The sequence below is a fragment of the Pseudomonas sp. ASL4 genome (genome assembly GCF_056680395.1).
Map to the genome: position 1 here is coordinate 362,443 of NZ_CM155280.1, position 15,304 is coordinate 377,746.

General features: G+C 55.4%; 15 protein-coding genes and 1 tRNA gene. 11 read left to right on the plus strand and 5 right to left on the minus strand.

Features of this window, described 5'->3' with window-relative positions:
* Positions 1 to 193 precede the first annotated feature (193 nt).
* The 7 genes from AC1MEW_RS01560 to AC1MEW_RS01590 all read left to right on the plus strand — a co-directional run bounded on the left by AC1MEW_RS01560 (position 194) and on the right by AC1MEW_RS01590 (position 5,734).
* Positions 194 to 967 carry an ABC transporter ATP-binding protein gene (locus tag AC1MEW_RS01560; protein WP_323570420.1) on the plus strand — a complete coding sequence of 258 codons (774 nt, stop codon included), beginning with the start codon at positions 194 to 196 and terminating at the stop codon, positions 965 to 967.
* Positions 968 to 980: 13 nt separating this feature from the next.
* On the plus strand, positions 981 to 1,727 hold the full coding sequence (locus AC1MEW_RS01565) for an ABC transporter substrate-binding protein (protein ID WP_201199772.1): 747 nt from the start codon (positions 981 to 983) through the stop codon (positions 1,725 to 1,727).
* Positions 1,728 to 1,805: 78 nt separating this feature from the next.
* The gene (locus AC1MEW_RS01570) at positions 1,806 to 2,501 is read left to right on the plus strand and encodes an ABC transporter permease (protein WP_201192248.1); all 696 of its coding nucleotides are present in this window, start codon (positions 1,806 to 1,808) and stop codon (positions 2,499 to 2,501) included.
* Positions 2,498 to 3,187, plus strand: a complete 690-nt coding sequence (locus tag AC1MEW_RS01575) for an ABC transporter permease (RefSeq protein ID WP_201199770.1) — start codon at positions 2,498 to 2,500, stop codon at positions 3,185 to 3,187. The genes AC1MEW_RS01570 and AC1MEW_RS01575 overlap by 4 nt, the downstream gene beginning before the upstream one ends.
* On the plus strand, positions 3,168 to 4,400 hold the full coding sequence (locus AC1MEW_RS01580) for a methyltransferase (RefSeq protein WP_480425234.1): 1,233 nt from the start codon (positions 3,168 to 3,170) through the stop codon (positions 4,398 to 4,400). Before AC1MEW_RS01575 ends, AC1MEW_RS01580 begins: the two co-directional genes overlap by 20 nt.
* Before the next feature lie 343 nt (positions 4,401 to 4,743).
* Positions 4,744 to 5,580 carry an FkbM family methyltransferase gene (locus AC1MEW_RS01585; RefSeq protein ID WP_480425235.1) on the plus strand — a complete coding sequence of 279 codons (837 nt, stop codon included), beginning with the start codon at positions 4,744 to 4,746 and terminating at the stop codon, positions 5,578 to 5,580.
* A 78-nt stretch (positions 5,581 to 5,658) separates the two neighbouring features.
* A tRNA-Thr gene (locus tag AC1MEW_RS01590) sits at positions 5,659 to 5,734 on the plus strand.
* Between the two features lie 91 nt (positions 5,735 to 5,825).
* On the opposite strand, the gene AC1MEW_RS01595 is transcribed toward AC1MEW_RS01590, so the two are convergent.
* Positions 5,826 to 6,575 carry a hydroxypyruvate isomerase family protein gene (locus tag AC1MEW_RS01595; protein WP_480425237.1) on the minus strand — a complete coding sequence of 250 codons (750 nt, stop codon included), beginning with the start codon at positions 6,573 to 6,575 and terminating at the stop codon, positions 5,826 to 5,828.
* A 3-nt stretch (positions 6,576 to 6,578) separates the two neighbouring features.
* Positions 6,579 to 7,268: an aspartate/glutamate racemase family protein gene (locus tag AC1MEW_RS01600; protein ID WP_480425238.1), complete on the minus strand. Its 690-nt coding sequence runs from the start codon at positions 7,266 to 7,268 to the stop codon at positions 6,579 to 6,581.
* Between the two features lie 152 nt (positions 7,269 to 7,420).
* Between AC1MEW_RS01600 and AC1MEW_RS01605 the strand changes: the two genes are divergently transcribed.
* The 4 genes from AC1MEW_RS01605 (at position 7,421) to AC1MEW_RS01620 (ending at position 13,330) form a co-directional block, all read left to right on the plus strand.
* Positions 7,421 to 8,338 (plus strand): GntR family transcriptional regulator, encoded by a 918-nt coding sequence (locus AC1MEW_RS01605; RefSeq protein ID WP_480425240.1) that lies wholly within the window; start codon positions 7,421 to 7,423, stop codon positions 8,336 to 8,338.
* A 190-nt stretch (positions 8,339 to 8,528) separates the two neighbouring features.
* On the plus strand, positions 8,529 to 10,994 hold the full coding sequence (locus tag AC1MEW_RS01610; protein ID WP_480425241.1) for a membrane-bound PQQ-dependent dehydrogenase, glucose/quinate/shikimate family: 2,466 nt from the start codon (positions 8,529 to 8,531) through the stop codon (positions 10,992 to 10,994).
* 607 nt (positions 10,995 to 11,601) lie between these two features.
* Positions 11,602 to 12,339 carry a TSUP family transporter gene (locus tag AC1MEW_RS01615; protein WP_201256626.1) on the plus strand — a complete coding sequence of 246 codons (738 nt, stop codon included), beginning with the start codon at positions 11,602 to 11,604 and terminating at the stop codon, positions 12,337 to 12,339.
* A 259-nt stretch (positions 12,340 to 12,598) separates the two neighbouring features.
* Positions 12,599 to 13,330 carry a TauD/TfdA family dioxygenase gene (locus AC1MEW_RS01620; protein WP_480425243.1) on the plus strand — a complete coding sequence of 244 codons (732 nt, stop codon included), beginning with the start codon at positions 12,599 to 12,601 and terminating at the stop codon, positions 13,328 to 13,330.
* Between the two features lie 196 nt (positions 13,331 to 13,526).
* Here the strand turns inward: AC1MEW_RS01620 and AC1MEW_RS01625 are convergent, their stop codons facing one another.
* Genes AC1MEW_RS01625 through AC1MEW_RS01635 form a run of 3 tightly spaced genes read right to left on the minus strand, consistent with a single transcriptional unit; the run spans position 13,527 to position 15,155 of the window.
* Positions 13,527 to 14,237 (minus strand): SDR family NAD(P)-dependent oxidoreductase, encoded by a 711-nt coding sequence (locus AC1MEW_RS01625; RefSeq protein ID WP_322270227.1) that lies wholly within the window; start codon positions 14,235 to 14,237, stop codon positions 13,527 to 13,529.
* 43 nt (positions 14,238 to 14,280) lie between these two features.
* Positions 14,281 to 14,937, minus strand: a complete 657-nt coding sequence (locus tag AC1MEW_RS01630) for a DsbA family oxidoreductase (protein WP_480425244.1) — start codon at positions 14,935 to 14,937, stop codon at positions 14,281 to 14,283.
* Positions 14,934 to 15,155, minus strand: a complete 222-nt coding sequence (locus AC1MEW_RS01635) for a tautomerase family protein (RefSeq protein WP_201256630.1) — start codon at positions 15,153 to 15,155, stop codon at positions 14,934 to 14,936. Before AC1MEW_RS01635 ends, AC1MEW_RS01630 begins: the two co-directional genes overlap by 4 nt.
* Positions 15,156 to 15,304 lie beyond the last annotated feature (149 nt).

The following is a 15,304-nucleotide window of genomic DNA, read 5'->3' on the forward strand; positions in this document are numbered from 1 at the left end:
TATTTAAAGCGGGGTCAAACGTCTGTTCGGTTGATAGCAGCGCGACAGTCTGCTCCACCGATGCGACAACCTGCCACACACCATCCGTTTACCGCCCGTAGCGCTGTTGGCTGCCATTCGAACGCTATGCTAGCTTGGCCGCCTCGCCAGGAAGGCCACCAACAGCAGGAGCGAAACACTATGAGGAACGCACATGGCTGAGGCCACGCCCGCGCTTGAAATCCGCAACTTGCACAAACGCTACGGACAGCTTGAGGTGCTCAAAGGCATCTCGCTGACCGCCCGCGACGGCGATGTGATCTCGATCCTGGGTTCCTCCGGTTCCGGCAAGTCCACGTTCCTGCGTTGCATTAACCTGCTGGAAAACCCGCACCAGGGCCAGATCCTGGTAGCCGGCGAAGAACTCAAACTCAAAGCCGCGAAGAACGGCGAACTGGTTGCCGCCGACGGCAAACAGATCAATCGCCTGCGCAGCGAGATCGGTTTTGTGTTTCAAAACTTTAATCTCTGGCCGCACATGAGCGTGCTCGACAACATCATCGAAGCCCCGCGCCGGGTGCTCGGCCAAAGCAAAGCCGAAGCCATCGAAGTCGCCGAAGCCTTGCTGGCCAAGGTCGGCATCGCAGACAAGCGTCATGCTTACCCGGCGCAACTGTCCGGTGGTCAGCAACAACGGGCGGCGATTGCCCGCACGCTGGCGATGCAACCCAAGGTCATCCTGTTCGATGAGCCGACTTCCGCCCTTGACCCGGAAATGGTCCAGGAAGTACTTAATGTCATCCGCGCATTGGCTGAAGAAGGCCGCACCATGCTGCTCGTGACCCACGAAATGGGTTTTGCCCGTCAGGTCTCCAGCGAAGTGGTGTTCCTCCACCAGGGCCTGATCGAAGAGCAAGGATCGCCACAGCAGGTGTTCGACAACCCGCTTTCGGCGCGCTGCAAACAATTCATGTCCAGCAACCGCTAACGGAGCTACCCGCATGCAGAACTACAAAAAAATCTTCCTGGCCGCCGCCGTCACCCTGGCCTTCAGCGCCGGTGCCGCCGCCGAAACCTTGAAGATGGGCATCGAAGCGGCCTACCCGCCGTTCAACAATAAAGATGCCAGTGGCAATGTCGTCGGCTTCGACAAAGAAATCGGCGACGCCCTGTGCGCCAAGATGAAAGTCGAATGCACCGTGGTCACCTCTGACTGGGACGGCATCATCCCGGCCCTGAACGCCAAGAAGTTCGACTTCCTGATCTCCTCGATGTCGATCACCGACGAGCGCAAGCAAGCGGTGGACTTCACCGACCCGTACTACTCCAACAAGCTGCAATTCATCGCCAAGAAAGACGTCGACTTCAAAACCGACAAGGCTTCTCTGCAGGGCAAAGTGATCGGCGCACAACGTGCGACCCTCGCCGGCACCTGGATGGAAGACCACATGGAAGGCGTTGAAACAAAACTCTATGACACCCAGGAAAACGCCTACCTCGACCTGACTTCCGGTCGTCTGGACGGCATCCTCGCGGACAAGTACGTCAACTACGAGTGGCTGAAAAGCGACGCCGGCCGCCCTTACGAATTCAAAGGCGACCCGGTGGAAGAAAGCGACAAGATCGGTATCGCTGTACGTAAAGGCGACCCGATTCGCGCGAAGCTGAACCTTGCTCTGAAAGAAATCGTTGAAGACGGCACCTACAAAAAAATCAACGACAAGTACTTCCCGTTCAGCATCTATTGATTCTGACCTGCCTGACCGGCACCGTTCGCTGACGGTGCCGGTCCTTGGCATTGCCTGCCGCGATTTGAAAAGAAATCCATGATTATCGACCTCTACGGATTCGGCCCGGCGCTCGCCGCTGGCGCGCTGATGACTGTGAAACTGGCTCTCTCGGCCTTGTGCCTGGGGCTGGTGCTCGGTCTGCTCGGCGCCTTGGCCAAGACTTCCCCGCACAAGCCATTGCAATGGCTGGGCGGCACGTATTCGACCCTGGTTCGTGGCATCCCGGAATTGCTCTGGGTGCTGTTGATCTACTTCGGCACCGTCAATTTGATGCGTGCCTTGGGCGAATTTTTCGGCAATCCCGACCTCGCACTCAATGCCTTCGCCGCTGGGGTAATCGCGTTGGGCCTGTGCTTCGGCGCCTACGCCACGGAAGTGTTTCGCGGCGCGATTCTGGCGATCCCCAAAGGTCACCGCGAAGCCGGCGTGGCCTTGGGCATGTCGAAATTCCGGATCTTCACCAAGCTGATCATGCCGCAGATGTGGCGCATCGCCCTGCCGGGCCTGGGCAACTTGTTCATGATCCTGATGAAAGACACCGCTCTGGTGTCGGTGATCGGCCTGGAAGAAATCATGCGTCATGCGCAAATCGGCGTGACCGTGTCCAAACAGCCGTTCACCTTCTTTATGGTCGCTGCATTTATGTACCTGGGCCTGACCATCCTGGCCATGACCGGCATGTACTTTCTGGAACGACGTGCCGCTCGCGGCTTCGCGAGGAGCGCCTCATGAACTGGGAAGTCATCATCAAGTGGCTGCCGAAACTGGCCCAAGGCGCGACGCTGACCCTGGAACTGGTGGCCATCGCCGTGATCGCCGGTTTGCTGCTGGCGATTCCGCTGGGCATCGCGCGCTCATCGCGACTCTGGTACGTACGGTCATTGCCCTACGCGTACATCTTCTTTTTCCGTGGCACGCCGTTGCTGGTTCAGCTGTTCCTCGTCTACTACGGCCTGGCGCAGTTCGATGCCGTGCGCAACAGCTCGATGTGGCCGTACCTGCGCGATCCGTTCTGGTGCGCCACGGCGACCATGACCCTGCACACAGCGGCTTATATAGCCGAGATCCTGCGGGGCGCGATCCAGGCGATTCCACCGGGCGAGATCGAAGCCGCGCGAGCACTGGGCATGTCCCGGCCCAAAGCGCTGTTCTACATCATCCTGCCCCGTGCCGCGCGCATCGGCCTGCCGGCCTACAGCAACGAAGTGATCCTGATGCTCAAGGCCAGTGCCCTGGCCAGCACGGTGACCTTGCTGGAACTGACCGGCATGGCCCGCACCATCATTGCCCGGACCTACCTGCCGGTGGAGATCTTCTTCGCCGCGGGCATGTTCTATCTGTTGATGGCTTACGTGCTGGTTCGCGGCTTCAAGCTGCTGGAGCGCTGGCTGCGCGTCGATGCCTGCCAAGGGCGTTGATTCCTCCTACGTGCTGACGGGCGAGGCCCTACTCGCCCGTTTCGCAGCGCTGGATGCTTTTCTGATTGAGCATCAGGCGCTGTGGAAGCCTCGACCGTTTACTCATCTGCGGCTTCCTTGGGAAGCGTCCTACCCGGAACTGGCTTTATGGCTACGCAGGCGGTCGCTGGAGGAAGCGGAAAACAGTCATAACCAACCTTGCTTGCTGGATGCGCCGGAGCCGTTTGCTTCATTGGCGGCGTTGTCGCTTGAGCTGAGTTCAGTGGGCGAGTTGCCGGCGCAAGCGCTTGAAGCGGCCGGGCATCGGTTAAATGTCGATGTGCCGGGACGCAAGTGGCAGCAGATTGAGGCGTTTGCCAGTCGCTTGTCATTTGCTGCATTGCCGCAACATTGGCTGGATTGGTGCTCGGGCAAAGGTCACTTGGGTCGACGCTTGCTGCAAACCGGGCAACAACTGACGTGCCTGGAATACGACCCTTCTTTGGTGCTGAGCGGTCAGGCACTCAGCCAGCGTCATCAGTTGCATGCGCTGCACGTTGAGCAAAATGTACTCGCGGCTGGCGCTGCTTCCTTATTGAAGAACGATCACACCCCGGTTGCGCTGCACGCCTGTGGCGATCTGCATGTGCGGTTAATCCAACTTGCCAGTGCGGTGGGCTGCAAACAACTGGCCGTCGCGCCCTGCTGTTATAACCGGATCAGCCTTCCTGCCTATGAGGCGCTTTCCTCGGCGGGTTTGCGATCGGACCTAAAGCTGTCCCTCGACGATCTCGCATTGCCGATGAGCGAAACCGTCACTGCCGGTGCTCGCGTCCGACGTCAGCGCGATACTTCGATGGCCAGACGTCTTGCTTTCGACCTGCTGCAACGGCAACTGCGGGGCGTCGACGAATACCTGCCCACGCCGTCCCTGCCCAGTGCATGGCTGGATAAATCCTTCGCCGACTACTGCCATCATTTGGCCGCACTGAAAGAGTTATCCACAATCGGCCCGCAGGATTGGCCAACCCTTGAAGCCGCCGGTTGGCAGCGACTGGCCGAAGTGCGCAATCTGGAGCTGCTGCGGGGCCTTTTCCGCCGCCCGCTGGAGTTGTGGCTGGTACTCGATCGGGCACTTTTTCTGTCCGAACAGGGGTACACCGTTCGCCTCGGCACCTTCTGCGAAACCCCGCTCACACCACGCAATTTCCTGCTCTTGGGCGAGCGCTCTTAAACAGCCTCAGCCTGTGGATAACTCTGTTGATGGAATTCTCGTGGATCCAATAAATGCGCTGTTTCGTGACTGAAACACTGCTGGTCATTTTTTGTTCACATAAATAAAAAACCCTAAAAACAGGGATTTGCGAACAAATGAGAACAGGTCCACAAAATTGCCTCCGTTCTCGCCTATCGGCCGTCCCGTTGTGCATAAGCATTCAATCAAAAGGACATAACCGCCGAATCCCGGACGCCATCAGCGGAAAATTGCACCCGGCAACCGCCCTTGTTATACAAACAGATAAGGGTGCCGGAAGTGCGCCCACCGCCCAGAACAATCCAACTGACAGGAAGCCACAGTGACCTTCATTTCTTACGCACAGAATTTCGAAGACATCCGCCTGTGGCGCGCCCTCAAACAGTTCGAAAACGGCTTCTATATCGACATCGGCGCCAACGACCCCACCCACGACTCCGTCACCAAAGCCTTCTACGACCATGGCTGGACCGGTATCAACGTCGAACCGATGCAAAACTACTACGACGCCCTGTGCCAACAACGCCCCAACGACACCACCCTGCAATGCGTGGCCAGCGACAGCGCGGGCGACCTCACCTTCTACGGCATCCCCGGCACCGGCCTCTCCACCGTCGACCCGGCCACCGCCCAGGAACGCACAGCCCTGGGCATGGACGTACGCCGCCAAACCGTCAAAGCCCGCACCCTCACCTCCATCTGCGAGCAATACGCCCAGAACCGCCCCATCCACTTCCTGAAAATCGACGTCGAAGGCCACGAAGAAACCGTCCTGCGCGGCATGGACTTCGCCACCTGGCGCCCCTGGATCATCCTCATCGAAACCCCATGGGCCCGCGACCACACCTGGGAACACCTCGTTACCGACGCCGGCTACCAAGCTATCCTGTTCGACGGCATCAACACCTGGTTCCTGGCCAACGAACACCTGGCCCTCAAACCCGCCTTCGACATCCCACCGTGCAACCTCGACAACTTTCAACTGTGCCAGGGGCATCTGCTCAGCTATCCCGTCAGCGCCGCGGATCTGGGGTTTGAAAAACAACTCGCCACCGCCCTGCAACGGGCCGAACTGGCCGAAGCGCAGCTGCACGCGATGCAAAATAGTAGGGGCTGGCGCACGCTTCAGAAACTCAGAAAAGCACTGGCTCGCGGGTAACCTGAGGGTCGAGTAAAAATAGTCTGAATTCAGGGGTTTACAGAACCAACGCAATCGCTATAATCGTCGCCCTAACACGCCGGTATAGCTCAGTTGGTAGAGCAACTGACTTGTAATCAGTAGGTCCCGGGTTCGACTCCTGGTGCCGGCACCATACAAGGTTCCAGAGAAGGCTTTAAATTTCTCCGGAACCCACAAAAAACCCGCCTTCTGGCGGGTTTTTTCGTTTTGGCGATCCGCCAGCGCTAAGCCCTTAGCGGTTCAATCCAGTCAAGGCTCGCAACGGTTGAACCGGAAGGACGGTATTCACACCCGATCCATCCGGTGTAACCGCGCTGTTCCAGCGCCGCGAACAAGACCGTAAAGTCGATGCTCCCCGTTCCCGGTTCGTGACGACCCGGGCAGTCGGCAATTTGCACATGGACGGTTCTGTCATAAAACCGAGCCAGAACACCTGCGGCGTCTGCGGTCAGAAGTTGGGCATGGTAAAGATCGAGAATCAGCCCGACGCTCGGGAAGGTTTCCAGCACCTGTTGCGCCTTGCTGAAGTCAGACATGTAATAGCCCGGCATCTCCTGCGCACTGATCACTTCGATAAGCGGCCGCAACCCCTGATCCTCGAAGTACTTGACTGCATACTCCAAGTTGCCCCCGAAGATAAGCGCTGCCTCATCCTGCGTGGTCACTCCAGACATGATGTGGACATCCGAACACGCCAGCGCCTTTGCATAGCGGGCGGCCTGGAGCAACCCGTTGCGAAACTCTTCTTCCTTGCCGTGCAAGGCAGCGATGCCTTTGGTAACGCCAGCCGGTGCGGCGAACTGAATCAACGGCAGACTGTATTGCGCCAGGTGGTCGGCCAGCAGACTCGCGTCGAACTCATAGGGCGACGGGAACTCCACCGCCCGGAAACCAGCAGAAGCGGCGGCTTCGATGCGTTGCAGAAAAGGCAACTCATTGAATTGGAAACCGAGATGAGCATTGAACTTGAGCATTGACTAAACCTCCATCCTGGGAAGAAACGAATCATCAGCCTGGAGCATCCTTCGCACCTCCAGCACTGCACTATCGGGTGTGGTCAATACGGGCAAACCAGAGCGGGACTGTGCTTGCCCTGCGGCGCTCGTCATCGAAAACTGGGCGAAACAAATCAGATCGCAGCCTCTGACCTGACCGGCCATTTGCGCGATGGCGGCATCATGACTTTCTTTGTTCCCTTCATTCAGCGCCTGCATTGCACCAGGGACAAAATAGGGCGCCACCTCCAGCACTCGACCACTGCGCTCAGCCGCTTGCGTGAATTCGGCCATTATCGAGGTGAGGGTAGGTTCGAACGTCGCCAGCACAGCAATGCGCGTTGCTTGCGTCAGAGCCAGGTTGATCATGGCTTCGTTCGGCTTGAGTACTGGAATGGCAATGTCAGCCTTGCATAGGTCGATGGCATCGCCAAACGCCGAGCAAGTAAAAAGAATGGCGTCTGCTGCGCTTTGTACGGCGTAGCGGGAAAGCGTCAGAAAGCGCGCCTTCATATTCGCGGTTAATTCGCCCTCCTCCACTCGGTCTCGGGACAACGAGTCTTCGAGCAGATTAATGATCTGTGCCTCCGGCCACTGCCGGGCAAAGGCTGCCGTGATGGGATCGATCGCCAATGCGGTTGCGTGGATCAGAAAAATGCGTGGTGCCTTCATGCTTATATGCCCCGACAAGGTTGTACGACACGTCCGCCGGCGCACGTTGTGCTGATTCCCATCTTCTTCGTATGGTATTTTCCTGCTCCAGTCCGATGAGGGTATCTACCCCAACGAGAACGGACTGAAGCTAACCATTTGAGATAGAGCCCGTGATCAAGAAAGACCTCGCCTTGCAGTTGGCCCCACGCGTCATCGACATGGTTCGCGCCCGGTCGATGAAAGCCGGGGAGCCGTTGCGCGAGCAGACGTTTGCGCAAGCGCTGGGTGTTTCGCGCTCGCCTATCCGGCGGGTTTTTGCGTTGCTCGCCGAGTGGGATCTCGCCATTCAGGAACCCAATCGTGGCTACTTTCTGAAACAAGGCGCAGGGCAGATTCAGGAAACAACATTCCCTCTCGCCAGTGATCCTTTCGAAGACTTTTACCTTCGCGTGGTCGACGACATTCTTGGCGGCGAAATACCTGCCCACTTTTTCGAAGCGCAACTGTTGCGCCGTTACGAAGTGCCTCGCGGGCAATTGCTCAAGGTATTGAACAGACTGGCCAGCGAAGCCATGGTGGAGCGCAAACCGGGTCAAGGATGGGTTCTCAAAGACTTCGTGCACAACGCCCAGACACACATCCAGAGCTACCGCTTTCGCATGGCGATCGAGCCGGCCGCACTGCTTGAGCCCGGCTATCAGATCAATCACGCCGCGTTTGCCAGGGCCAGGCAACAGCAGCAGGCCATGCTCGATGGGGATATCCACACGTTGTCTCGCGCCCAACTGTTCCAAGTGGGCGCCCAGTTTCACGAACTGATCGTGCAGTGCTCCGGAAATGTCTTTTTCATCGAAGCCATACGCCAGCAAAACCAACTCAGGCGTTTCATTGGCTACAAAGCCAACGTCGATCGCACTCGTCTTATGGCGCAATGCCGGGAACACATCCATTTGCTCGACCTCATCGAGTCTGATCGGCGTGAAGAAGCCGCTCAATTTCTCTGGAGGCATCTGGACGAAGTGGGCCGTCTCAAGACTCAACAGGACGTCTTGCCAGAAGCGCACCCCGAACACCCCATTCCGGATTGAAGCCTCGTCAGAACGCTCCCCAAAAATTCGCTGATCAGCTTAGCATGATTGTTTCTAATCGAAACAAGATACAAAAACATGGCACGCCCGTACTAGGGAGTTAATTTTTTTCGTCGGATATTGTATTTCATTAGAACAATAAGCAATTATGCGCGCCGCTGGACGCGGGGCCATATCGAATGACACAGGGATGATCGCAGTGAAACAAAGGACGTTGGGTAGCGGGCCGGGTATCTCGAACTTTCTGTTCGGGTTCTACACCATATGTGTTGCCCTGCTTGGAGCGACACTAGCCTATCGAGGCGGAGCCCTTGTAGCAGCAGGCGGCTCACCTTATTACGCGATGATGGGCACCGCCCTGTTGCTATCGGCCATCCTCATCGGCCTGAAAAAGTCGCTCGGCATCTACCTCTTTGGCGCGGCCTCCCTGGCCACGTACGCCTGGGCGATCTGGGAGTCCGGGTACGATGGCTGGGCCTTCATTCCACGCTTGGCATGGCTGGCCGTTCTCAGCGTTCTGTTTCTGGCTTTTTGGCCCTTGGTGCGTCGTGACTTTGCCAATGCTAAAAGAAGTCACTACTTCACCATCATGGGCCTACTGCCGTTACTCATGGCATTCACCATCCTGGTGCCTCTGTTCTTCCCGACCACTGTTCACCTTGCCCACTCAACGCTCGCAACGGCGCGTCCCGAACAACCCTTCAGTCGTAATACGGTGGCCTCGCCAGACGGGAATATTGCCGCGTCACACGACGAAACCAACTGGACCGCCTATGCAGGTTCCAACTTGGGCAATCACTATTCCGCCGCATCGCAAATTACCCCTTCGAATGTGTCGGGCCTGGTGAAAGCCTGGGAATACCACCACGGCGACGTGAAGCAACCCGGTGAAAAAACCAAATACATGAACGAGGCCACGCCGATCAAGGTGGGTAACTCGCTCTACACCTGCACGCCAAAGCAAATCATCATTTCTATAGATGCCACCACTGGGAAGGAGAATTGGCGGTTTGACTCCAAAGTCGACCCCGACTACTTCGCCAACGGCGGCGCCTACTGCCGTGGTGTCTCCTATTTCGAAGTGCCCAATGCCAGTGGCCTGTGCGCCTCGCGCATCATCTGGGGCACCAACGACATTCGCTTGGGAGCGGTAGACGCCTTGACGGGCCAAGCGTGCCCCGACTTCGGCAACGCAGGTTTTGCGGATTTGAAAGACGGGTTAGGCACCTTCAGAAAAGGCTCGACCGGCATTACCTCCGCCCCCATCGTAATTCGCGGGGTCGTGATCACCGGCGGCCGAGTCCTTGATTCAGATGTGCGCCCTGCACCCTCGGGAGTGGTTCGTGCCTACGACGCGGTGACCGGCAAACAAAAATGGGCTTGGGACTTGGGCCGCCCAGACACCAACGCTCCCGCGGGCGAAGATGAGACCTACACGCTCAGCACACCCAACTCCTGGGCACCGCTTTCCGCCGACGATGAACTGGGATTGGTGTATGTCACCACCGGCAACGCTGCCGGCGACTTCTATGGCGGTACCCGCACCGAACAAGAGGACAAGTTCAGCTCCTCGCTGGTTGCACTGGATGCCACCACGGGGAAGGTCAAATGGCATTTCCAGACGGTTCACCACGATCTGTGGGACTACGACCTGAGCCCACAACCCAATCTGATTGACTTCCCAACCCCAACGGGCACCCGCGCTGCCGTCATTCAAGCCACCAAATCCGGTCAGTTGTTCGTACTTGATCGGGCCACCGGCGAGCCTTTGGTCGATATCGTGCAATCCCCCGTCCCACAGGGAACTGCTCCCGGGGACTACACCTCGGCCACCCAACCGCTTTCGCCGGATATGCCGAACACCATGGGGCGTCCATCGAAAACGCCGGAAGTACTGACCGAGGCAAATGCTTGGGGCTTGACGCCATTCGATCAGTTGCAATGTCGCATCGAGTTTCGCCAGGCACGCTACGAAGGGATCTTCACACCGCCAGTCGTAGGCCAACAAAGCCTGATTTTCCCCGGCCATCATGGCGGCTTGAACTGGGGAGGCGTGATGGTCGACCTCAAACGAGGCCTGCTGATCATCAACAACCAGCGGCTCCCTTACATGCAGGGACTGGTGCCTCGCGAACAACTCGACGCCATCAATGCCAAGTCATTCCAGGAAGCGCCGGGCAACAACCAAGGCTACCGTGTCCAGGCGGGGCTGCCTTACGGCGCCATCAAAGATCCATGGATGTCACCCCTTGATCAACCGTGCATTGCGCCACCGTGGGGCTTCATTACCGGCATCGACCTGCGCACGCGCGATGTAGTCTGGAGTCGCCCATTCGGTACGGGGTACGACAGCGGACCTTGGGGAATTGCCTCTCGTACGCGCTTCGAGATTGGTACGCCAAGTGACGCGACGGGCGTGACAACCGCCGGAGGCGTGACGTTTATCGGTGCAGCCATCGATCGTTTCATGCGGGCTTACGACAGTGAAACTGGAAAATTACTGTGGGAAGAACGCCTGCCGGCAGGCAATCAGGCGTCACCCCTGACCTACATGAGCCAAGGTCGACAGTACGTCGTGGCCGTGGTTGGCGGTCATGACCGGATTCCAACCAAGTTGGGTGACAGCATCATCGCCTGGGCCCTGCCCGAGAAGTAAATCGCGTTCTGCCTGATAAGGCTCTCCGCAACACTGTCGGACAGGGAGGCAATAAATCGACGTTCTAATAACTTCGTCTGCCCCTACAAAAACCTCAGTGTTGTCGGAGAGCCGAATAATGCCTCACGGAGTTTCGAAGGTATAACCTGACACTATCTTGCTCTCATACATCAGTACTTAACTATACGCGCTGACACTCAGTAATTACCCGCAAGGTGGGAGTTAGCGCTTGAGCGCGGCACACCGCCAGCATAATTAACAACAACATTAAAACTTTCACTATAAAAAGTGATCGGGCGGCTATTTATCACACTGAATTCTGTACCCACGCACTAATCCAGCATCACTCATTGTTATATACGACTCCTCGAGCACGGGCGGAAACCTTATCGTCTTTGAAAAGATACAGCTCAGATAGTGAAGCGGATGACCTGCGCATGTTTGATGGCTTTATTGCCTTTGAAATTAATAACGGCTGAGTTTTACAGGCGACTCATCACTACTTAAGGCCCCTCATAGACGCTTGCGCAGCGAAAAACAGCAACACGAGCAGTCACAGCATTGAGATGCATGTTGCAATCCTAAGAAAACTGGACAGGAATTAAAAATGTTTGAAAACTTAGCCAGCTTATATGTATTGGTGGGCGTGAGCTTTATAACTTCATTTATGACTGCCGCCATTGGTGTGGGTGGCGGGATTGGATTGCTTGCGGTGATGCCCCAATTTTTACCTATATCAGCAGTTATACCGGTTCACGGTTTGATCCAAATGGTGAGCAATGCCAGTCGATTTGCTTTTGATTACAAGAGTGCAAAAGTCGACATTCTTCCTAAATACATCATCGGCTGCCTGGTGGGAGCATTCATAGGATATTTCTTTATAGGTAAATTTCCTGAGAAATATTTATCACTCGTCCTCGGTTTTTTTATTCTGGTAATCACATGGACCAAGATCGTGTCATACCTTGGTTTTATATTTAAAAATTTTGCAATCGTTGGGTTTGTTCAAACATTTCTTTCGCTCTTTGTGGCTGTCACCGGTTTGATATCACAGCCCATCCTGATGAAGATGGATATTAAAAAAGATGAAGTGATCGTCACCCATGCAATGCAAATGAGTGTGCTGCATGGATTGAAGGTCGCTGCTTTTGTAATTGCTGGCTTTGCGTTCATGGACTACGCAGGCCTGATCATCATCATGATCATAGCCTCCACTGTCGGCTCGTACTTTGGTGGGTTTCTTAGAGATCGAATATCGCAGCGTGTAGGCGCCATGCTTTTGAAAGCTGGCGTCACTTTCTTCGGTTTAAAAATGATCCTGGATCATTTTATTCAGAGCGTTTGAAAGTTACATAACCACAACAAGGAGTGTGAAATGGCGAAAAGCAAGAAATTCGATTGTGTTGATACTAAGGGAATTTCGGTTTTTCTTAATGAGCATGGATATTGTGTTATCAAGCCTCAAGACGACTCCGTGGAGGCATTTAGAGATATCGCGGAGAAGTTTGGGTTAATTCAATTCCATACAAAATCTGATAAAAGTGGCGTCGTCGGGGGTGGAGAGCCGATAAACAAAGATTGGCAAGTTTTCAAGGACGATTACCATGGCGAACTATCAAGTGATTTCTTCCCGCATACTGATGCGGTCTTTTTTGAATGGCATGGCTTACGTAGATGGCGTGGCAAAAAAAATCACGCCGCCCAAATTTGTCATCCTCCAGTGCATATCCAAGCCGGAGATTGGCGGAGATAATTTCTTGGTTGACGGGCAGAAAATCTACAATGACTTACGTGTCAATCAAGCTGACATACTAAAAACATTAATGACCAGCGGCAGTGTTACTTATTGCCGAGACGACTTATTGTCTATGGACTGCTCTGTATTCGAAAAAATCAATGATAATAAATTAAGAATCCGCTATCGATATGACAGCACTGCGTTTATTCCAGAATGGGCCAATGCGGCGTTCAATTACATCCAAAACAATTATTCAACCAATGAGCGCTACATTACCAATATAAGTCTTGAACCAGGGGAAATCCTGGTGATGGACAACCTTAGAGTTTTACACGCACGCCATAAATTCTTCGATGGCAACAAGAAAAGAAAGGTAAGAAGACTTTGGATCGCCGATGATTCAGGGGTTACTTTTAAAAACATACTGAATCAGTCACCTGTTCGTAGAGCCATGTCGCCTTTTGAAAAATATAATATCGCGCAACAAGAAAATGCAGAGCATTCATTTGTTGAATACACATGTGGCATTCACTCTCAACCGAGCAAAATCTTATCAAAAGCTCACGACGAATTTGACATGCTCGCCGAGCAACACTGATTACAGATCATTACTTTGGCAATGCCCTGTCTATAGTGGTTTATAGCTTTTAGATAAATGTAACTGTTTTCAAAGCAACTATCTGATTCCGGATGCCGCATCGGCATGATGCGACGCCTGCTGCTGCCCCAGAAACAACAAAGCCCTCGTAGAAGTACGAGGGCTTTGTTGTTTCTGGGGCTAGGAAAACCAGGGCTTAGTGACCCGCACTCTGCCCACCATCAACGTGCAGAATTTCACCGGTGACAAAGTTGGCGCTATCTAGATAAACAACCGCCTGAGCAATATCGCTGATCTCCCCCATCCGCCCAACCGGATGCAAACTCCCCAGCGCCTCATAAGTCTCCTCACCATGCATCGGCGTCTTGATGATGCCCGGCGAAACCGCATTCACCCGAATCCCGCGCTTGGCGTACTCAATGGCCAACGACTTGGTCGCCGCATTCAAGCCACCCTTGGTCAACGAAGCCAGTACCGACGGCACGCCATCAATCGCATGGTCGACCAAACTGGTAGTGATGCTGACGACATGACCGCTGCCCTGCTTTTCCATCTCGGTAATCGCAAGTTGGGTGATGTAGAAGAAGCCATTCAGGTTCACTGACAGCACGGCGGCGTAGTCTTCCTGGGTGTAAGCAGTGAACGGCTTGGCGACAAAGATCCCGGCGTTGTTGACCAGGGTGTCGACACGACCAAAACGCTCAATCGCTTCACGAATAACCCGCTGAGCAACCACCGGATCGCCGATGTCGCCGGCCACGGTGTGGATGTCCGGGTCGGTGGACGGTTTAATCGAGCGCGAAGTAGCGACCACTTTGTAATCAAGCGCACGGAATGCTTTGACCATGCCTGCGCCGAGACCTTGGGAAGCGCCGGTAATAACGATGACTTTTTTCGAGTTGCTCATGATGAACCTCAACTAATAAGTGATGATTTGAAAAAGTGATTAATCAGGCTTCAACAGGCGCCTGCGCCATTTGCCTCAACATCTGTTCGTAGTACTCGACCGACTGCGAACCGGACACCAGGTGACGACCGTTCAGCACCATGGCCGGGACCGAGTTAATGCCGCGTTCGCGATAAAACTCCTCTAGCTCACGCACTTCCTTGCCGAACGCTCCGGACGCCAGCACCTCACGCGCATCCGCCGCATCCAGCCCCACTTCCGCCGCCAGACGAACCAGCGTCTCGCGATCACTCGGGTTCTGGCCGTCGGTGAAATAAGCGCGCAGCAAGGCTTTCTTCAGTGCGACCTGCCGCCCTTCCTGCAACGCCCACAACAGCAACCGGTGCGCGTCGAAGGTGTTGTAGAAGTGACTGCGTTTCTCCTGATCGAACTTGAAACCGATGGCCTCGCCGCGAGCGATCTGCATCGCTTTACCGGCGACGATGTCCTCGGCACTGCGCCCGTATTTGCGCATCAAATGCGCCACCGCGTTCTCACCTTCCGCTGGCATGTCCGGGTTCAACTCGAAAGGCTTGAAGGTCAGCTCGACCGAGACTTCACCGGCCACGTTCTCGATCGCCTGCTCCAACGCCGTAGCACCCAACGCACACCACGGGCACACCACGTCAGAGATAAAATCGATGGCGACAGACGCGGTCATGACTTGCCCTCGGCCTCTGCCAGTTGCCTGCGGTACTGGGTGGTGGTGATGCCGGCGTAACCCCAGTTATCGGTGTCGACTTCCTCGATCACGATGTGGGTCAGGTGCGGGTCCTTGTTGAGAACACGCTGCAAGGTTTCAGTGATTTCGGCGATCACCTGAGCTTTCTGCTCAGAGGTAACGCCATCGCGGGTGATGCGTACGCTTACGAAAGGCATGAGAAATCTCCAGTGACCTGCCCCGCCGGGATGATGGGGAGGCGTTGGAGAAGAATGTAGGGGGTTGGGTCAGGGGGATAAAGGTGGGGGCGGGAACATCATTAGTTACGTGGTGTAATTAATTGATATGTGATGCTTCGCACTCTGCA